This window comes from Microbacterium altimontanum (genome assembly GCF_058349865.2).
The window spans coordinates 415,953-434,487 of sequence record NZ_JBYRJB020000005.1 but is presented as its reverse complement, the minus strand read 5'-3'; the positions used below and the strand labels follow the sequence as shown (position 1 = coordinate 434,487).

The following is an 18,535-nucleotide window of genomic DNA, read 5'->3' as shown; positions in this document are numbered from 1 at the left end:
CTCAGGCCATCCCGGCGAAGCGCTCGGCGAGAGCCTGCCCCGCTCCCCGGAGCCAGTACCCGGCATCGGCTTGAGCGGCTTCGGCGCCGCCGGCCATCTCGGTGAGCGACACCGTCTCGGTGAAGGCGGCGGCATCGGCGTCCGTCGCGATGCGCCCGGCCACGAGGGCGACGGGCACATCCGCTTCGGCGGCGAGCGCCGCGACGAGCGCCGGCACCTTGCCCGCCGCGGATTGACCATCGAAGGATCCCTCGCCGGTGACGACGACGGATGCGTCAGCCAACGCATCCGGAAGTCCGATGACGTCGGCGACCTGCACTGCTCCGGGCAGGAGCTGTGCACCCCACGCCTGCAGCGCGAATCCGGTGCCGCCGGCGGCGCCCGCGCCCGCGGCGGCCGGGTCGGCCTCGGGGAGCGCCTCAGCGAGCGCTGCCGCGTAGTGGGCGAGAGCCGCATCGGCCTCCGGCGCGTCTTCGGCCGCGAGCCCCTTCTGCGGGCCGAACACGGCCGCCGCGCCCGCCAGCCCGAGCAGCGGGTTGGTGACGTCGGTGAGCACGCGCACCCCGCCGGGTGGCAGCGGAGACAGCCCCGACACGTCGACGGTCTCGATCTGGGCGAGGCCCCGCACTCCCGGCGGGATGATGCTGCCGGCGGCATCGCGGAACCGGGCACCCATCGCGACGAGCATCCCTGCCCCGCCCTCGGTCGACGCACTCGAGCCGACGCCGAGGATGAGGCGCGAGACGCCGTGCCGCAGGGCCGCCGCGATCGCCTGGCCGAACCCGACCGTGTGCGATTCCCACGCCAGGCGGAACCGGCCGAGCATCTCGATGCCGCTCGTCGAGGCGAGCTCGACGACGCCCGTCCCCCCGGGCGCATCCGCGGTGGGCGGAAGCAGCAGCCACTCCGCGTCCTTCGCGCGCCCCGCCGGATCGGTCACCGTGAGGGGCATCCGGCGCGCACCGGGGACCACCGCCGCGAACGCGTCGAGCGTCCCCTCACCGCCGTCGGCCATCGGCCGCGCGAGGACACGCGCATCCGGTTCGACGTCGCGCCAGCCGGCTGCGAGCGCGTCGCAGGCGGCCGCCGCGCGGATCGAGCCTTTGAAGCTGTCGGGGGCGAGGACGACGACGGATGCGTGACGTGTCACACGCGCGAGTCTACGGGCCGCCTCCCCGGCCCCTGACCTGCCATCTGCCATCTGGCCACCCACCGAACCCATCGACTGGTACCGAGCCCACCCGCTATCGGCGGTGGGTTCGGCACTGGGTGGTGGGTTCGCGTCGCGGGACGCCGGCCGAATGTGCCAGGGGGCGCGTTCGCGACCGGGCAGAATGAAGTGATCGTGATCGAACTCGAGCAGATGCTCGTCGCCGGTGCGCGCTTCGCGCCGGGGCCGCTGCTCGGCCCCGCAGAGGAGTGACATGACCTGGCTCGTGACCGGCGGCGCCGGCTACATCGGCGCACACATCGTCCGCGCGCTGGGATCGGCTGGCCTCGAGCCGGTCGTGCTCGACGACCTGTCGAGCGGACACGCCGGCTTCGTCCCCGACGGCGTCCCGTTCGTGCGCGGGTCGATCCTCGATCGCGACCTCGTCGAGGACACCCTGCGCGATCATGAGGTCGAGGGCGTCATCCACGTCGCCGGGTTCAAGTACGCCGGGGTGTCGGTCACGCGCCCGCTGCACACGTATCAGCAGAACGTCGAGGGCACCCGCATCGTCCTCGAGGCGATGGCGGCAGCGGATGTCGCGAATCTGGTCTTCTCGTCGTCGGCGGCCGTGTACGGCACCCCCGACGTCCCCCTCGTCACCGAGGACCTGCCGAAGCGGCCCACCTCCCCGTACGGCGAATCGAAGCTCATCGGCGAATGGCTCATCGCCGACCAGGGAACTGCGACGGCCGAGGCGACGCATCCGCTCCGCCACACCTCGCTGCGCTACTTCAACGTCGTCGGATCCGGCGATCCGGCGGTGTACGACACGAGCCCGCACAATCTCTTCCCGCTCGTGTTCGAGGCGCTGCTGGCGGGCAGGACCCCGAAGATCTTCGGCGACGACTACGACACCGAAGACGGGACGAACGTCCGCGACTACGTGCACGTCGCCGACATCGCCGCCGCGCACGTCGTCGCCGCGCAGCGGCTCGCCTCGGGTGCCGCGATCGAGCCCGCGTACAACCTCGGCTCGCAGAACGGGCTCTCCGTACGCCAGATCATGGACGCCATGGCGCGCGTGACCGGCATCGACTTCACTCCCGACGTCGCGGCGCGCCGCCCCGGCGACCCCGATCGGATCGTCGCGACGGGCGAACTCGCCGCCCGCGACCTCGACTGGGCCAACCGCTACACCGTCGACGAGATGGTCCGCTCGGGATGGGAGGCCCGCCGCGCCGGGGGCGCGTAGCCGCTCGGCCGCGGGCATACTCTGCATGGACGCGATCCACGGATGCGTCGGCTGATTCACCCCGCCGGAGGGGGGCCGCTGCTCGCTCGCACCACCAGGTCGGCCTCGATCGTCTCAAGCCGCGGTGTCCAGGCCACCTCGATACCCGAGACCAGCACATCGACGGCGCGCTCGCCGAGAAGGTCGAAGTCCTGGCGGACTGTGGTGAGGGGCGGGCGGTATTCTGCGGCATCCGCGACGTCGTCGAAGCCCACGACGCTCACATCGTCGGGTACCACGCGTCCGGCCTCGGCGAGAGCGCGCAGCAGGCCGAGGGCCATCTGGTCGTTCGCCGCGAACACGGCGGTGGCATCGGCAGGAATCGTCGAGCCGACGAGGTGACCGGATGCCGCGGTCCAGTCGCCGCGCACAGGCTCCGGCACCGTCGCCCCCGCGGCGGCGAGCGCCTCGCGCCATCCCCGTTCGCGCTCGGCTGCGGCGAACGAGCCGACCGGACCGGCGACATGATGCACGGTGCGGTGGCCGAGCGCGAGGAGGTGCTCCACCGCCCGTCGCGCACCCCCGGCGTGGTCCGTCCGCACGACGCCGAAGCGTTCGTCGGGCGGAGAGTCCACGACGACGAGCCGCAGCTCGGCCGGGGCCACCGCCTCGCGAGCCAGTGCCGTCGCCTCGTTCAGCACGATCACGCCGTCGACGCCCTGGTCGTGCAGCCGTTCGAAGGCGTCGGCGATCGCGCGGTCCCCCGCCCCGGCGACGCCGAGCGTCACGACCACGACCGAGTAGCCGCGCGCTGCTGCGGCATCCGCCACCGCCTGCAGCATGCGGGAGTTCCCCACCGTGGCGAGGGTCGCTGCCACGAGGCCGATCGTCTGCGTGCGTCCGGTCCGCAGTGCCCGGGCCGCGCGGTGCGGCCGGTAGCCGAGCTGCGCCATGGCCGCTTCGACGCGCGCCCGCGTGGCCGGATCCACGCGCGGGCTGCCGTTCACCACCCGCGACACTGTCTGCCCCGAGACGCCGGCGCGGGCCGCGACATCCGTCATCGACACCCGGCGGTTCTTCTCCCCCACGGCCGCCCCTCCTCCCGGAGCCGTGCGGAACTCCGGACGCTTCGTCGATGTTGACGATAACACACCGCCCTTGCTAGCGTGTGAACGTCAACATGGAGGAGTTCCGCACATGTCCGAACCTCGCGCCGCCCTTCCCGGCGAGACACTCGGCGCCGGCGTCGTGAAGCGGCCGACCCGCCTCGCCGACGGCCGCGAGCTGATCTACTACGACGACCCCGGCACGACACTCGGTGCCGACCGCGCCGTCGACACCCGCACGCTCGACCCGCGTCCGGAGACCGCCACGATGCGTCTCGACGTGCTCACCGGCGACTGGATCTCGGTGGCCGCCGCCCGTCAGAACCGGGCATTCCTGCCGCCGGCCGAACTCGATCCGCTCGCCCCGCAGACGCCGACGAACCCGAGCGAGATCCCGTCGCTGTACGACGTGGCGGTCTTCGAGAACAAGTCTCCGTCGTTCGGGCCGGCCCTCGCCGCGGCGACCGGCACCGCTCCGGTGGCGGCGAACCCGCCCGAGGGCCTCGCCGACCTCGCGCAGATGGGGCTCGGCCGGGAGCGCACGAGCGTCGGCCGCTGCGAGGTCGTGTGCTTCAGCCCCGACACGGCCGGTTCGTTCGGAACGCAGACCGAGACCCGCGCCCGCACCGTCATCGAGGCGTGGGCCGACCGCACCGCGGCTCTGTCGGCCCTCCCCGGCGTCGAGCAGGTGTTCCCGTTCGAGAACCGCGGCGAGGCGATCGGCGTGACGCTCGGCCACCCGCACGGCCAGATCTACGCCTACCCGTACATCACGCCCCGCACCACCCGGCTGCTCGAGCAGATCGGCCGCACCTCCCCGACGCTGTTCCAGGACATCCTCGACTTCGAGCGCGCATCCGACCGCGTCGTGCTCGAGGGCCTGCGCTGGACGGCGTACGTCCCGTTCGCAGCACGCTGGCCGCTCGAGGTGCACATGATGCCGCATCGGCACGTCGCGGACTTCGCCGAGACCTCCGACGCCGAGCGCGACGAGCTCGCCCGGCTCTACCTCCTGCTCCTGCGCGGCGTCGATCGCCTCTACCCCTCTCTCCCCACGCCCACGCCACACGGCGCTGACGCGTCGGGCGGAGCCGCCGGCGCCGGGGCCCTCCCCACGCCCACTCCACACGACGCTGACGCGTCGCGCGGAGCCTCGGGGCGCGGGGCCCCAACGCCGTACATCGCGGCCTGGCATCAGGCGCCGGTGCACGTCGGCCGCGACTCCGTGCGCCTGCACCTCGAGCTCACGAGCCCGCGGCGCGCGGCCGACAAGCTGAAGTTCCTCGCCGGCTCCGAAGCGGCGATGGGCGCCTGGATCGCCGACATCCCACCCGAGACCGCCGCCGCCCGCCTGCGCGAGGCGCTGGAAGGAGTGACCCTGTGACGGAGTCGAAGACGACGGATGCGTCGGCCGACGGCCGCTCGCTCAGTGCGCATGCATCGGCCCGCGCCTTGTTCGAGACGCTCGGCGGCCGCGCAGCGGGAGAGTGGTCGGCCCCGGGCCGCGTCAACCTGATCGGCGAGCACACCGACTACAACGACGGGTTCGTGCTGCCGTTCGCGATCGACCGGCGCACGCACGTCGTGCTCGGTCTGCGCGACGATGCGCGGATCCGCGTCGCCTCGACGTTCGCCGGCGAGCCGGTCGAGGTCGGGCTCGACGAGCTCGACCGGCTCTTCCCGAGCACGGGCGCGCCGGCCGTGCCGGAGTGGGCCGCGTATCCGCTCGGCGTGGCGTGGGCGCTGAGGCAGGCCGCGACGGCGCCCGGCCGGGGGGTCGACATCGCGATCGCGTCGGACGTGCCGGTCGGCGCGGGCCTCTCCTCCTCGGCGGCCATCGAGGGGGCGACGGCCGCCGCCCTGAACGACGTCTGGGGTCTCGGGCTCGACGCGGCCCACCTGGCCCGCGTGGGCCGCCGCGCCGAGAACGAGGCCGTGGGAGCACCCACGGGCATCATGGACCAGATGGCTGCGATGCGCGGCCGCGCCGATGCCGCGATCTTCCTCGACTGCCGCTCGCTCGATGCGGAGATCGTCGACCTCGGTTTCGCCGCCGCCGGTCTCGACGTGGTCGTGATCGACACGGGCGTGAAGCATGCGCACTCCACCGGCGGATACCGGGAGCGTCGCCAGGCGTGCGAGCGCGGCGCGGCGATCATGGGCGTGCCCGCCCTGCGCGACCTCGACGTCGCCGACCTCGACCGGGCGGAGACCCTGATGGACGAGGTCACGTTCCGTCGCGTGCGCCACGTCGTCACCGAGGACCAGCGCGTGCTCGACACGGTGCAGACGCTCCGCTCGCAGGGGCCCGCCGCGATCGGCGCGCTGCTCGACGCATCCCATGCCTCGATGCGCGACGACTTCGAGATCTCCGTGCCCGAGCTCGACACGGCGGTCGAGGCCGCCCGCGCTGCCGGGGCGATCGGCGCGCGCATGACCGGCGGCGGGTTCGGCGGCGCGGCGATCGCGCTCACACCGCACGACCGCGTCGATGCGGTACGGGATGCGGCGACCGCCGCATTCGCCGCCGCCGGCTACGCGGCACCCCACGTGTTCACCGTGACGCCGTCCGACGGCGCGCGTCGCGACGCCTGACCCCGCGCGGGAGCGGGGCCGCCCCGTTCGCCCTCGCGGGCCCGCTCACCTGTCGCAGATCGACCGTCCGACGCGGGACGAAGGTCGATTCGCGACAGGTGAGCGGTCCGGGCGGCGCTACTGCTGCTGGGCGTTTGCCGCGGCGATGAGTCCCTCGACCATCTCGGGCTGCACCGGCATGCCGGGGAAGTTCGCTAGGCGCCCGATCGGGAAGGCGGCCATCATCTTCCGCATCCCCTCGTCGTCGGGCATGAGCGCGCTGCCGTCGCCCAGCTGCTCCGTCATCCCGGCGAGGGCCTGCTGCACCATCGGTCCGGCGACGGGGTCGGCCAGGAGCTCCCCGACCGACGAATTCATCGTCAGCGGCACCCGCACCGCGTCACCGCTCACCGCGACCGTCGTGCGGGAACGGATGTCGCGACTCGAGGCCGCGACCTCGACGACGTAGTCGCCGCCCTCGACGACCCAGCGGTCGACACGGATGTCCCAGTAGGCGAGATCGGACCGCCGCACCGTGAGCCGCACCTCGCGCTTCTGACCCGGCTGCAGCTCGACCGACACGAACGCCTTCAGCTCCCGCGGCGCACGCTCGACGGTGGAATCGGCGAGCGAGGTGTACACCTGCACGACCTCTCGTCCCGCCGCGTCGCCGGTGTTCGTCACCGGCACGGTCACCACGACGTCGCCCGATGCGTCCACGGCGGCCGACGCATGCCCGTACGCGAACGACGTGTACGACAGTCCATGCCCGAACGGGTATGCGACCTGCATCGCTCGCGCGTCGTACCAGCGGTAACCGACGAGCAGTCCCTCGCCGTACCGCACGTGGCCGAGTGAGCCGGGGAAGTTGCCGTACGAGGGATTGTCCTCGAGTCGGAGAGGAATCGTCTCGGCGAGCCGTCCCGACGGGTTCACGGCGCCGAACAGCACGTCGGCGGTGGCGCCGCCACCCGCCTGACCGAGCAGCCACGCCTCGAGGATCGCCGGCACCCGGTCACGGAACGGCAGCGCCACCACCGAGCCGTTCGAGAGCACCACGACGGTGCGCGGATTCGCGGCGAGCACGGCGTCGAGCAGCGCGAGCTGGTCGGCGGGAAGGTCGATCTGCTCCCGGTCGTACCCCTCCGACTCGGCGGCCGCGGGCAGCCCGAGGAACACGACGGCGACCTCGGCGGCGGATGCGGCGGCCGCCGCCTCGTCGCGCAGGGCCGCCGCGTCGCCGGCGCCGGTGAGCGAGAACCCCTCGGCGTATGCGACGTCACCCTCTGCGGCTGCGCGGATCTCGTCCAGCGCGTGGTCGAGACGCGTCGGGTTGATGAGCGACGAGCCGGCGCCCTGGTAGCGGGGGCTCGTGGCGAAAGCGCCGATCACCGCGATCTTCGCATCGCGCCGCAGCGGAAGGATGCCGCCCTCGTTGCGCAGCAGCACGATCGACCGCCCGGCGGCCTCGCGTGCCAGCGCGTGGTGCGCGTCGACGTCGAGCGGTCCGGAGGCCTGCGGCCGTACCTGCGCCTTGCGCACGAGCTCGAGCGCGCGACGCGCGGCGGTGTCCACGACCGCCTCGTCGAGGAAGCCGTCCCGCACCGCGGCGACGATGCGGGCGTCGTTACGGCCGCCCGAGCCGGGCATCTCGAGGTCGAGCCCCGCCGCGATGCCCGCGACGCGGTCGTTCACCGCACCCCAGTCGGAGACCACGAGGCCCTCGAAGCCCCACTCGTCGCGGAGCACGCGCTTCAGAAGCCACGGGTCTTCGGAGGCGTAGACGCCGTTGATGCGGTTGTACGAGCACATCACGGTCCACGGCTGCGCCTCTTCGACCACGCGCTGGAAGCCGCGCAGGTAGATCTCGCGGAGCGGCCGGGGGTCGACGTCGGAGCTCACGCGCATCCGGTCGTGCTCCTGGTTGTTCGCCGCGAAGTGCTTCAGCGACGCCCCGACCCCCTGCGACTGGATGCCGCGCACCCACGCCGCGCCCATGGCGCCCGAGACGATGGGGTCCTCGGAGAAGTACTCGAAGTTGCGGCCGCACAGCGGCGAGCGCTTGATGTTCACGCCCGGGCCGAGGAGCACGGCGACATCCTCGATCTGGCACTCGGCCCCGAGCGCCGCGCCCACGCGCTCGACGAGGTCGACGTCGAACGACGAGCCGAGGCCGACGGCGGGCGGGAAGCAGGTGGCGGGAACGCTGTCGGAGAGGCCGAGGTGATCGCTGGCGCCGACCTGCTTGCGCAGCCCGTGCGGGCCGTCGGTCATCATGATCGACGGGATGCCGGCATCCGGAATCGCCTTCGTCGTCCAGAAGTCGGCGCCGCTCGCGAGCGAGGCCTTCTGCTCCAGAGTGAGGCCGCTCACATCGGCGGGGAGCTGGTCGGTCATCGGGTTCTCCTTCTTCCGGACGCTCTGCGCTGAGCACTGCAGAAACCATATGCCACTTGGTTTTGAGAAATCAAGCACTGTTCGGTTTATCGTGATGTCATGCCGAAGACCGGAGCGCAGCGCCGCGGCTCCTACGCGAAGGGCGTCGCCAAACGCGAGGAGATCCTGGCCCGCGCCCTCGACGTGATCGCCCGCGAGGGGTACGCGCGCGCCTCGGTCAAGCAGCTGGCCGACGCGGTCGGGCTCAGCCAGGCGGGGCTCCTGCACTACTTCGACTCCAAGGAGGAGCTGTTCACCGAGATCCTCCGCAAGCGCGATGACGTCGACGCTGCGGCCTCGGCGGGATCGGGGGCCGATGACCCGACTCTCGCCGCGATGCGGACCGGGTTCCTCGAGGTGATCCGTCACAACAGCGAGGTGCCCGGCGTCGTGCAGCTGTTCTCCCGGCTGGCCGTCGACGCCGTCGACCCGGAGCACCCCGCCCATGCCTACTTCCTGCAGCGCGGTGCGGGGCTGCGAGCGGCGTTCGCCGATGCGATCGTCCGCGCACAGGCAGACGGGGTGATGAGGGGCGACCTCGACGCCGACACGTTCGCGCGCATCTTCCAGGCCGTGGCGGACGGGCTGCAGGTGCAATGGATGCTGGACCCCCGCGTCGACATGGCAGGCACCGTGGACGCCCTGTTCACCGCGCTCACCGGAGCGCAGGACGGGACGCAGGCGCCGGTTGCGCAGCCCGGAGCCGAGACGAGCCACGGCGAGGCGTCGGTTGCGGAGCCAGGAGCCGAGACGAGCGCCGGCAAGGAGCCGCGATGAACCCGACCGAGGATCAGATCGTCCGGACCACCGCCGGAGCCGTGCGCGGCCGCCGGCGCGGCGGGTCGATCGCGTTCCTCGGCATCCCGTTCGCGAAGGCCCCCGTCGGCGAGCTGCGGTTCGCCGCTCCGGTTCCGCCCGAGCCATGGGACGGGGTGCGCGACGCCCTCGAGTACGGAGCGACGGCGCAGCGGAAGGCGCTCGCCGAGCAGACCCTCATCCCCGAGCCGTCGGTGCCGGGCGACGCGACCCTGAACGTCAATGTCTACACACCCGACGTGGCAGCGTCGTTGCCGGTGCTCGTGTGGATCCACGGGGGCGGCTACATCGGCGGATCGCCGGCGAGTCCCTGGTACGACGGTGCCGCGTTCAACCGCGACGGTGTTGTCACCGTCACGCTGTCGTACCGCCTGGGGTTCGACGGGTTCGGACACATCCCCGGTGCGCCGTCGAACCGCGGAGTGAGGGACTGGCTCGCCGGCCTCGAATGGGTGCAGCAGAACATCGCGGCATTCGGCGGCGACCCGCACCGCGTCACGATCGCCGGGCAGTCGGCGGGCGGTGGCGCCGTCCTGACGCTGCTCGGGATGCCGCAGGCGCAGCATCTGTTCCAGGCCGTGTGGGCGGCCTCTCCGGCGGTGGCGAACGTCTCGCTGGAGCGCGCGGGGACGCTCACGGCGAAGATGGCCCGGATGGGCGGCGTGCCGGCGACGCGTGACGGATTCGCCTCGCTCGACGAGGCGACGGTTCTCACGCTGCAGACCGAGGCCGGAAAGGGCGAGTCGGGCGACCCGATGGGCGAGTCGCGCGACCTGCTCGCGAACGGGCTGCAGTGGGGGCCGCTGCTCGACGGCGATCTGCTGGCGCAGCCGACGCTCGAGGCGATCCGCGCGGGAGTCGGCGCCGACAAGCCGCTCGTGTTCGGCACGACCGACGACGAGTTCACGATGGCCACAGACGGGATGCGTCGGAAGCTGCGACTGGTCCCCGCTGCGATCGGTCTGGCGGTCCTCGGTCTGCGCGGGCCGAGGGGCAGGGCGTATCTCGCGGCGAACCGCCATCAACGACGGAAGGGCACCGCGGCCGTGCTCGGCCGGTTCGTGACCGATACCGTTTTCCGCGCGCCGCTCGTGCGGATCGCGCAGGCGCGATCGGCGGGCTCCGGTGCGCACGGCGTCGACTGCGAGCGGAATGATGACGCCGCGCCGACGTGGGTCTACCGCTTCGTCTGGGTCTCGCCGTCGATCGGCTGGGCGTGCCACTGCCTCGACATGCCGTTCTGGTGGGACTGCCTGGACTCCCCCGTCGGCGTCGAGTACACCGCCGGACCCCATCCGCCACAGGCGCTCGCCGACGCCGTGCACGGCGCTGCCGTCGGGTTCATTCGCAGCCGCGACGCCGGCTGGACCCCGTGGAGCTCGAGCCCCGGCACGACGCGACTGTTCGGGGCCGACGCATCCGCCCGCGACGTGGTCGCCGACGGGTACGCGAGCGCCCAGGCGCTGGTCTGACGCACCGCGGTCAAGACGGATCCCGCACAAGACGCCCCCGCTCGAGACGCATCCCGCTCAGACGCATCCCGCTCAGGACAGGGCGGGTATGACCTCACGCTCGAACAGCTCGACGCCCGAGAGGTCGTACGCCATCTCCGGGAAGTAGTGGATCGAGTAGCCGAGCCCGTGCTCGCGACGGGTCGTGAGCTTCTCGATCACCTGCTCCGGGGTGCCGAACGCGTCGGAACCGAGGTAGTCGTGCTCGATCCGGTCGGCGTGCTCCTGTCCGACGTGGGGCAGCAGCCGCGCCTTGACGGCGGCGAGCCGTTCACGCGCCTCGGCCTCGGTCGGCGCGACGATCGTGTTGAAGTTCGACGACCGCACGATCTCGGACTGATCCCGCCCGATCCGCTCGCAGTGACCGCGCAGCGCGGCGTCCTTGCGGTCGAACTCCTCGAGCGAGCCGGCGAAGTTCGTGTACGACGCGTACTGCGCGGCGATCCGCAGCGTCACCTTCTCGCCGCCTCCCGCGATCCACAGCGGCACACCGCCCGGCTGCACGGGCAGGGGACGCACGATCGCGCCGTCGACCTGATACTCGCGCCCGTCGAAGGTCGCAGTGCCGGTGGTCCAGGCCTGATGCATGATCTCGACGCCTTCGCGCAGCTTGCGCAGCCGCGCGGGCACCTCGGGGAACCCGTAGCCGTACGCGCGCCACTCGTGCTCGTACCACCCGCCGCCGATCCCCATCTCGAGGCGCCCGGCGGAGACGTGGTCGACGGTTGCGGCGACCTTGGCGAGGTACGCCGGGTTGCGGTATCCCATGCAGGTGCACATCTGTCCGAGACGGATGCGTGAGGTGCTCGCCGCGAACGCCGCCATGAGCGTCCACGCCTCGTGGGTCGCCTCCTCGCTCGGCACGGGAGTGGTGTGGAAGTGGTCGTAGACCCACAGCGATTCCCACGGCCCCGCGTCGGCGCGCTGCGCGAGTGTGCGCATGGTGTTCCAGTGGTCGTTGTCGACGATGTCGACGAGGTCGAAGCGCCAGCCCTGGGGGAGGAATGTTCCGAATCGCATGCGGTCAGCCTACGACGCGGGATGCGGCGGCGCGGCGCGGCGCCGCGCTTGCGGGGCGCGGCCCGGCCCGGCGCTCCGGCTACGCACGTTCGGGCGTCGCCTGGCCGACCAGGCGGGCGTGCGGCATCCGTGCCCGCATCACCGCAATGGCTTCGGGGCTGTTGTCGACGAGGACCGCGCGGCGGCCGAGGGCCGCGGCCACGGCCCCGGTGGTGCCGCTGCCCGCGAAGAGGTCGAGAACGCGATCCCCGGGACGGGTCGATGCCTGCACGATGCGCCGCAGGATGCCCTCGGGCTTCTGGGTCGGGTATCCCGTCTTCTCGCGACCGCTCGTCGGCACGATGGTGTGCCACCACACGTCGGTCGGGAGCTTTCCTCGCGCCGCCTTCTCCGCGGTGACGAGGCCGGGCGCCATGTACGGTTCCCGGTCGACGGCGCTCGAGTCGAACCAGTACCGATCCGGGTCCTTCACGTACACGAGGATCGTCTCGTGTTTCGTCGGCCAGCGGCGCCTGCTCTTCGCCCCGTAGTCGTACGCCCAGATGATCTCGTTGAGGAACCTGTCGCGGCCGAACAGCGCATCGAGCAGCACCTTCGCATAGTGCGCCTCACGGAAGTCGAGGTGGAGGTACAGCGTGCCGTCGTCGGCGAGCAGCCGCCATGCTTCCCGCAGTCGCGGCTCGAGAAAGCCCCAGTAGTCGTCGAACCGGTCGTCGTAGACGCGCAGGCTCTCGCGGATCCGCGCGTACTCGCGGCCCCGGAACCCGCGCTGCCGCTCGGCGTCGGGGAACGCCATGGGGGCGTCGCGTGCAGAACTCCGGTGATCCGAGCCCGGAACGGCCGGGAACGGCTGATCCGGGCGGCCGGAGGTCAATATTTGCGGAGTTCTGCACACGGAGGCGGTCTGCCCTTCGCGATCGGGCATCACGCGGTGCCGCGCCCGGCCGGTGTTGAACGGCGGGTCGAGGTAGACGAGGGTGAAGGCGCCATCGGGGAGGATGGACGCGACGGCGAGGTTGTCGCCGTGATGGATGTCGACCTCGCCCGGGCGCCCGGCACTGGGTCCGATGGCCCCGCCGGCGACGCTCACGGCACGCGGCGCAGCCACGCCTCGGTCGCGAACTTCGACTCCACGAGCGCCTCCGCCTCCGCGTATTCCTCTTCGGTGATGTGGCCGGGAACCGCCCCGTAGAGGTTCGCGAACGTGTCGATGAAGCGCTCGATGATCGCCTCGCGCGGCAGACCCGTCTGGCTCCGGAGCGGATCCACTCGCTTGGCCGCCGACACCGTGCCCTTGTCGCTGAGCTTCTCGCGGCCGATGCGCAGGACCTCGGTCATCACCTGACCGTCCATGTCGTAGCTGAGCGTCGCGTGGTGCAGCACTCCGCCGTTGGCGAGGCGCTTCTGCGCGGCGCCGCCGATCTTGCCCGAAGGACCGGCGATGTCGTTCAGCGGCTGGTACACGGCGTCGATGCCGAGCGAGCGCAGCGCCTGCAGCACCCAGTCATCGAGGAACGCGTACGAATCGGCGAACGTCATGCCCGCGACGAGCGACGCGGGGACGTACAGGGAGTAGGTCACGATCGAATTCGCGCCCATCATCATCGCGCCACCGCCGGAGATGCGCCGCACGACGTCGTAGCCGTGCCGCGCCGCCCCGTCCGGGTCGACCTCGTTGCGCAGGGACTGGAACGACCCGATCACCACCGCGGACTGGTCCCACTCCCACATCCGCAGGGTCGGGTTGCGGCGCCCGTCGCCGACACGGGTGGTGAGCACTTCGTCCAGGGCGAGATTCATGCGCGGCGACACGGGCTTGTCATGCACGATCTCCCACGAGAACTCGTCCCAGCCCGGCGCGACGATGAGCGCCCGGCGCACCGCGGTCGCCACCGCTTCGGGGGTGAAGCCGAGCATCTGGGCGCCCTCGGGCAGCGCCGCCCGCACGGTCGCGGCGATGGCGGCGGCATCGGCGTTGACATCGAGTCCGGTGACGGCCGCGTCGATGTCGGCGAGGGCGTCGTCGGGCTCGAGGAAGAAATCTCCCGCCAGATGAAAATCCGAGATGCGCCCGTCGCGCACCTCGAGGTCGACGACGACGAGCTTGCCCCCCGGCACCTTGTATTCACCGTGCATGTTCACAGCCTACGGCCCGGTAGAGTGGATGCCGCGGCCCTGCCGCTGCGTCGTCGATACGCGCGCCACCGGGAGCTTCCCTCCCGCCCCGGCATCTTCTCGAACGGCGAAACGATGCGCACCTCTGCGCCGTCGCCCACCGCACGTCCCCGTGCACCACCCGAAAGCATCCCTATGTCTTCCTTCCTGTCTCTCGGCGTGCCCGCCGATCTCGCTGCCGTGCTCGAAGCCGACGGCAAGACCGAGGCCTTCCCCATCCAGCGCGACACGCTGCCCGATTCGCTGGCCGGCCGCGACGTGCTGGGCCGCGGTCGCACCGGCAGCGGCAAGACCATCGCGTTCGCGCTGCCCCTCGTGGCGCGCCTGGCCGCATCCAACCGCCGCCGCCAGCCCGGCAAGCCCCAGGGCCTCGTGCTCGCACCCACGCGTGAGCTCGCCTCGCAGATCGCAGCGACCGTGGCTCCGCTGGCGGATGCCGCGGGCCTGACGGTGACCACGGTCTTCGGCGGAGTGAGCCAGCGCCCCCAGGAGCAGGCGCTGGGCCGCGGCGTCGACATCGTCGTGGCGTGCCCCGGTCGCCTGGAGGACCTCATGAAGCAGGGCGTCGTGCGCCTGGACGAGGTTGAGATCACGGTGCTGGATGAGGCCGATCACATGGCCGACCTCGGGTTCCTGCCCGGCGTCACCCGCATCATGGCGGCCACACCCGCCGCCGGCCAGCGCCTCCTGTTCAGCGCGACCCTCGACCGCGGCGTCGACAAGCTCGTCACCCGATTCCTGCACAACGCCGTCACGCACTCGGTCGACGAGGCCTCCGTACCGGCAGGCGCCATGACGCACCGCGTGTTCGTCGTGGACGCCGAGCAGAAGTCGGCCCTGGTCCGGCATCTGGCCTCGGGCCGCGCCCGCCGCATCCTGTTCACCCGCACCAAGCACCAGGCCAAGAAGCTTGCGAAGCAGCTGACGGCGGCGGGCATTCCGGCGGTGGACCTGCACGGCAACCTGTCTCAGAACGCGCGCGAGCGCAACCTCGCCGCCTTCGGCGCCGATCCCGAAGCCGGCGGTGTGCGCGTGCTCGTCGCGACCGATGTCGCCGCCCGCGGCGTGCACGTCGACGACGTCGAGCTCGTCGTGCACGTCGACCCGCCCGTCGAACACAAGGCATACTTGCATCGCTCGGGCCGCACGGCCCGCGCCGGAGCCGAGGGCACCGTCGTCACCGTGGCGCTCGACGCGCAGCGCCGCGACGTCACCGACCTGCTCCGCAAGGCGAAGCTGAAGGCGCCGTTCGAGACGGTGGATGCTGAGGATGCCGCGGTCGCAGAGCTCGTCGGCGAGCCTGCTCCGCACGTCAAGCCGGTGGTCGCGCCTGCTGCGGCGGCGCGCAACGCAGCTTCAGGTCGAGGCGCAGGTCGCGGCACCGGCCGTGGGAATTCGGGTGGGGGCGCCGGGCAGCGCTCCGCTGGCTCGGCGAACGGCCGGCGTCGCTCTGGCAGCTCGGGCGCCGCGGACTCACCAGTTGCTCCGTCCGGCGGAGCAGCTGGTGAGTCGCGGCGAGACGGCGCGGCCGGCAATGCGGCGCGCGGCAACCAGCGTCCGAGCGGTCGCCGCGCGGGCGGTGCCGGACGCTCTCACGAGCAGCACGGCGGTTCCGGTGGACGCTCCTCCGGGGCGCAGGCACCGCGCACGCCGGCCCCGCAGAGCGGGCGCACGGCGTGCGGCAAGCCGACCATCGGCGCGACAGTGGGCAGCGTCCGCTCCCGCGGTTCCCGCCGCGCGTCGCACCCCGGCGGTCACTGAGCGCCCAGCGAGCGCCCCGCTCAGCACCCCGGCGGTCACTGAAAGCCCAGCGGAGCGCCCCGCTCACGCACCCCAGCCGGCCTGGACACCGCCTACCCGCTCAGCGACGATCTTCTCCTGGTAGCCCGACGCTCGGAACGCGGCGATCGGGTCGGCGGGAAGACCCCGGCCCTCGCGCCAGGAGGCAAGGTCCGCGCGCACGTCCGTGTAGAACGCGTCCATCAGAATGCCGTTCGCGCCCAGTACGTCGTTCTCGGTCTGTGCGGCGGTCAGCGCCTCGCGGTCGACCAGCAGTGCGCGGGCGGTCATCTCCTGAACGTTCAGCACCGACCGCAGCTGTCCGACGATCTTCTCTTCGATGTTGTGGCACTGGTCGAGCATGAACGCCACCGGTGACCCGACGTCGTAGCCGCCGCCGCGCACGACCTCGAACAGGATCCGGAACAGCTGGAAAGGATCCGCCGCCCCGACGATGAGGTCGTCATCCGCGTAGAAGCGCGAATTGAAGTCGAACGAGCCGAGCTTGCCGAGTCGCAAGAGCTGAGCCACGATGAACTCGATGTTCGTGCCGGGCGCGTGATGACCGGTGTCCAGACAGGTGAAGGCCTTCTCGCCCAGCGCGCTGACGTGCACGTAGGACGTACCCCAGTCCGGCACGTCGGTGTGGTAGAAGGCCGGCTCGAAGAACTTGTACTCGAGGACGAGGCGCTGCTGGTCGCCGAGGGCGTCGTAGATCTCGCGGAGCGACTCGGCGAGCCAATCCTGCCGGGAGCGGATGTCACCCTGGCCCGGGTAGTTCGTGCCGTCGGCGAGCCAGATCTTCAGGTCGCGTGAGCCGGTCTGATGCATGATGTCGATGCACTCGAGGTGGTGATCGATCGCCTTGCGTCGCACCGCGGCATCGCCGGAGGCGAGGGAGCCGAACTTGTAGGCCTCATCCTGGAACGTGTTCGAGTTCACGGTGCCCAGTGCGACACCGAGGTCGTTCGCATACGAGCGCAGGGCACCGTAGTCGTCCACCTTGTCCCAGGGGATGTGCAGAGCGACCGTCGGGGCAAGCCCCGTGTACCTGTTCACCTGAGCGGCGTCGGCGATCTTCTCCTGCGGGGTGCGGGGCGTACCGGGCGTGCCGAAGACGCGGAACCGCGTGCCCGAGTTGCCGAACGCCCAGCTGGGAAGCTCGATAGCCTGCCGCTCGAGTTCGGACGCGATGTCACTGAACTGAACCATGGGAATCCTCCTGGATCATGGCCGCTGACCTCTTCTGCGGCTCAATTGGGGTGGTCATGTGTGGGCCGGTTCGACGAACGGGTGCCCGGTCTGCTGCGCCAGGCGCTCACAGAGAACCCGGTAGCGGTCATCGAGTGCGGCCGTCAGCCCCGGATCGGGGTCGACGACACCGCGCGCCCCAGCGAAGCGCTCGGCTATCACGCCCAGCGGCTCGCCACTGATCGCCGCAGCCGCGATGACGGCCGCGCCGCGAGCGCTGCCGGCTCCGGGCGTCACGACGATCTGCTGACCCAGGGCGGATGCCCGGATGCGGTTCCAGACGTCGCTGGCTGCTGCGCCCCCGGCGACGTGGTGACGCCGGCACTCCACTCCCAGCTGACCGAGGCGTTCCAACGCGAGGCGCTCGACGAGGGCGACACCCTCGTAGACCGCGCGAAAGCGCGCTACGGGCGTCGTGGCCTCGCGTGCTCGCCCGTTCAGATCGATCGAGAACCCCTCGAATCGCGGGTCCACGATCGGGAATCGTTCCCCCTGCCGCGCCAGCGGGTACACGACCAGTTCGGACGGACCGTATCCCTCCACTGCGCGGGCTGCATCCGCGGGATCGAGTCCGGCGGTCAGGCCGCCGCGCAGCACTCCCGCCCCCGTGTTGGAGGCGCCGCCAGCCCAGAACAGACCATCCGGCGCGGCGTGCGAATACACCCCTGAGGCAGGGTCCATCACCTCGTGCGGGGAGACCGCCTTGAGCACGAGCGTGGTGCCGAGCACGCCGACGGTGTCGCCCTCACGGACGGCTCCGGTTGCGAGCTGCCCCGTCGAGCCATCTGTCATCCCGGCGACGATGCTCACCCCGGCAGGCAGCCCGAGCTCTTCGGGGTGCGCGATCTCGCCGATCACCGTGCCGGGATGCACCAGTTGCGCCATTCGTCCTCGCTGCAGACCCAGCAGGGCCAGAGCGTCCTCGTCCCAGCTCGCCGAAACGGGGTCGATGCCGCTCTTGAGCGCGTGTGACGTGTCGGAGGGAAGCAGGCGACCCGCCAGAGCGGCCGCGGCGATGTCGGGAGTGAAGACGTAACGGGCGGCGGGGGACGTGGCATGCATCCACGCGGCACGGGCGAGGGCGGTCGTCGGCCGATCAACGATGCCCGCCTCGGCGAGCCGCCGTCGCTCGTCGGCCCCACGGGGGTCGTCGTAGAGCACGGCGTCACCGATCGGGCGGCCCAGCGCGTCGGCAGGGACGACCGTGCCGGAGGTCCCCGTGATCGACACCGCACGCACCTCGCCGGCGCGCACGTCGAGGCGGCCTGCGAGGGCCCCGACGAGTTCGCGGGTCAGACGCCCGTGGTCGGCAGCCTGCACGCGCGCCCCCGGCGCGCCCGCCCCAGTCTCACCGTCCGCGGCGCCCGCGCCCCGCACGGGCAGCGCGGCGCGCGCTTCAGCGACGGTCTGTCCGGTATCCACGTCGACCGCCTGCACGCGCACGTCCGCGGTGGCCAGATCGACGCCCAGCACGATCGTCATC

Annotated in this window: 14 protein-coding genes; 6 read left to right on the top strand and 8 right to left on the bottom strand. The window is 71.8% G+C overall.

What is annotated here, in order from left to right:
- Position 1: 1 nt before the first annotated feature.
- Positions 2 to 1,150, bottom strand: a complete 1,149-nt coding sequence (locus AC3RX1_RS11475; RefSeq protein ID WP_491501363.1) for a glycerate kinase — start codon at positions 1,148 to 1,150, stop codon at positions 2 to 4.
- 274 nt (positions 1,151 to 1,424) lie between these two features.
- On the opposite strand from AC3RX1_RS11475, the gene galE reads away from it, so the two are divergent.
- Complete coding sequence (galE, locus tag AC3RX1_RS11470; RefSeq protein ID WP_491501362.1) at positions 1,425 to 2,405, top strand: UDP-glucose 4-epimerase GalE; 981 nt, start codon at positions 1,425 to 1,427, stop codon at positions 2,403 to 2,405.
- Between the two features lie 56 nt (positions 2,406 to 2,461).
- On the opposite strand, the gene AC3RX1_RS11465 is transcribed toward galE, so the two are convergent.
- The gene (locus AC3RX1_RS11465; protein WP_491501394.1) at positions 2,462 to 3,445 is read right to left on the bottom strand and encodes a LacI family DNA-binding transcriptional regulator; all 984 of its coding nucleotides are present in this window, start codon (positions 3,443 to 3,445) and stop codon (positions 2,462 to 2,464) included.
- Positions 3,446 to 3,581: 136 nt separating this feature from the next.
- On the opposite strand from AC3RX1_RS11465, the gene AC3RX1_RS11460 reads away from it, so the two are divergent.
- Positions 3,582 to 4,874, top strand: a complete 1,293-nt coding sequence (locus AC3RX1_RS11460; RefSeq protein WP_491501361.1) for a galactose-1-phosphate uridylyltransferase — start codon at positions 3,582 to 3,584, stop codon at positions 4,872 to 4,874.
- Between the two features lie 68 nt (positions 4,875 to 4,942).
- The gene (galK, locus tag AC3RX1_RS11455) at positions 4,943 to 6,085 is read left to right on the top strand and encodes a galactokinase (RefSeq protein WP_491501393.1); all 1,143 of its coding nucleotides are present in this window, start codon (positions 4,943 to 4,945) and stop codon (positions 6,083 to 6,085) included.
- A gap of 117 nt (positions 6,086 to 6,202) precedes the next feature.
- On the opposite strand, the gene AC3RX1_RS11450 is transcribed toward galK, so the two are convergent.
- A complete protein-coding gene (locus tag AC3RX1_RS11450; RefSeq protein WP_491501360.1) occupies positions 6,203 to 8,461 on the bottom strand; it encodes a glycoside hydrolase family 3 C-terminal domain-containing protein in 2,259 nt (752 codons plus the stop codon).
- 99 nt (positions 8,462 to 8,560) lie between these two features.
- On the opposite strand from AC3RX1_RS11450, the gene AC3RX1_RS11445 reads away from it, so the two are divergent.
- On the top strand, positions 8,561 to 9,277 hold the full coding sequence (locus AC3RX1_RS11445) for a TetR/AcrR family transcriptional regulator (protein WP_491501359.1): 717 nt from the start codon (positions 8,561 to 8,563) through the stop codon (positions 9,275 to 9,277).
- Positions 9,274 to 10,788, top strand: a complete 1,515-nt coding sequence (locus AC3RX1_RS11440) for a carboxylesterase/lipase family protein (RefSeq protein ID WP_491501358.1) — start codon at positions 9,274 to 9,276, stop codon at positions 10,786 to 10,788. Before AC3RX1_RS11445 ends, AC3RX1_RS11440 begins: the two co-directional genes overlap by 4 nt.
- A 72-nt stretch (positions 10,789 to 10,860) precedes the next feature.
- Here the strand turns inward: AC3RX1_RS11440 and AC3RX1_RS11435 are convergent, their stop codons facing one another.
- From AC3RX1_RS11435 to lplAB, 3 genes are all read right to left on the bottom strand, one after another.
- Positions 10,861 to 11,847: an LLM class F420-dependent oxidoreductase gene (locus tag AC3RX1_RS11435; protein ID WP_491501357.1), complete on the bottom strand. Its 987-nt coding sequence runs from the start codon at positions 11,845 to 11,847 to the stop codon at positions 10,861 to 10,863.
- Positions 11,848 to 11,926: 79 nt separating this feature from the next.
- Positions 11,927 to 12,955 (bottom strand): DNA-methyltransferase, encoded by a 1,029-nt coding sequence (locus tag AC3RX1_RS11430; protein ID WP_491501356.1) that lies wholly within the window; start codon positions 12,953 to 12,955, stop codon positions 11,927 to 11,929.
- The gene (lplAB, locus tag AC3RX1_RS11425) at positions 12,934 to 13,983 is read right to left on the bottom strand and encodes a lipoate-protein ligase LplAB (protein ID WP_491501355.1); all 1,050 of its coding nucleotides are present in this window, start codon (positions 13,981 to 13,983) and stop codon (positions 12,934 to 12,936) included. The genes AC3RX1_RS11430 and lplAB overlap by 22 nt, the downstream gene beginning before the upstream one ends.
- A 174-nt stretch (positions 13,984 to 14,157) precedes the next feature.
- Here lplAB and AC3RX1_RS11420 point away from each other — a divergent pair, with 174 nt between their 5' ends.
- Positions 14,158 to 15,783, top strand: a complete 1,626-nt coding sequence (locus AC3RX1_RS11420) for a DEAD/DEAH box helicase (protein WP_491501354.1) — start codon at positions 14,158 to 14,160, stop codon at positions 15,781 to 15,783.
- A gap of 63 nt (positions 15,784 to 15,846) precedes the next feature.
- On the opposite strand, the gene rhaI is transcribed toward AC3RX1_RS11420, so the two are convergent.
- Together rhaI and AC3RX1_RS11410 are read right to left on the bottom strand one after the other, a co-directional pair.
- Entirely contained in the window at positions 15,847 to 17,013 is a 1,167-nt protein-coding gene (gene rhaI, locus AC3RX1_RS11415) for an L-rhamnose isomerase (protein ID WP_491501353.1), read from the bottom strand.
- 54 nt (positions 17,014 to 17,067) lie between these two features.
- Complete coding sequence (locus tag AC3RX1_RS11410) at positions 17,068 to 18,534, bottom strand: FGGY-family carbohydrate kinase (RefSeq protein ID WP_491501352.1); 1,467 nt, start codon at positions 18,532 to 18,534, stop codon at positions 17,068 to 17,070.
- Position 18,535 lies beyond the last annotated feature (1 nt).

Bases quoted from the DNA above. Each gene is read 5' to 3' on its own strand.
- galE (WP_491501362.1), top strand. From the start codon at position 1,425: ATGACCTGGCTCGTGACCGGCGGCGCCGGCTACATCGGCGCACACATC.
- AC3RX1_RS11465 (WP_491501394.1), bottom strand. From the start codon at position 3,445: ATGACGGATGTCGCGGCCCGCGCCGGCGTCTCGGGGCAGACAGTGTCG.
- AC3RX1_RS11460 (WP_491501361.1), top strand. From the start codon at position 3,582: ATGTCCGAACCTCGCGCCGCCCTTCCCGGCGAGACACTCGGCGCCGGC.
- AC3RX1_RS11450 (WP_491501360.1), bottom strand. From the start codon at position 8,461: ATGACCGACCAGCTCCCCGCCGATGTGAGCGGCCTCACTCTGGAGCAG.
- AC3RX1_RS11445 (WP_491501359.1), top strand. From the start codon at position 8,561: ATGCCGAAGACCGGAGCGCAGCGCCGCGGCTCCTACGCGAAGGGCGTC.
- AC3RX1_RS11440 (WP_491501358.1), top strand. From the start codon at position 9,274: ATGAACCCGACCGAGGATCAGATCGTCCGGACCACCGCCGGAGCCGTG.
- AC3RX1_RS11435 (WP_491501357.1), bottom strand. From the start codon at position 11,847: ATGCGATTCGGAACATTCCTCCCCCAGGGCTGGCGCTTCGACCTCGTC.
- lplAB (WP_491501355.1), bottom strand. From the start codon at position 13,983: ATGCACGGTGAATACAAGGTGCCGGGGGGCAAGCTCGTCGTCGTCGAC.
- AC3RX1_RS11420 (WP_491501354.1), top strand. From the start codon at position 14,158: ATGTCTTCCTTCCTGTCTCTCGGCGTGCCCGCCGATCTCGCTGCCGTG.
- rhaI (WP_491501353.1), bottom strand. From the start codon at position 17,013: ATGGTTCAGTTCAGTGACATCGCGTCCGAACTCGAGCGGCAGGCTATC.
- AC3RX1_RS11410 (WP_491501352.1), bottom strand. From the start codon at position 18,534: ATGACGATCGTGCTGGGCGTCGATCTGGCCACCGCGGACGTGCGCGTG.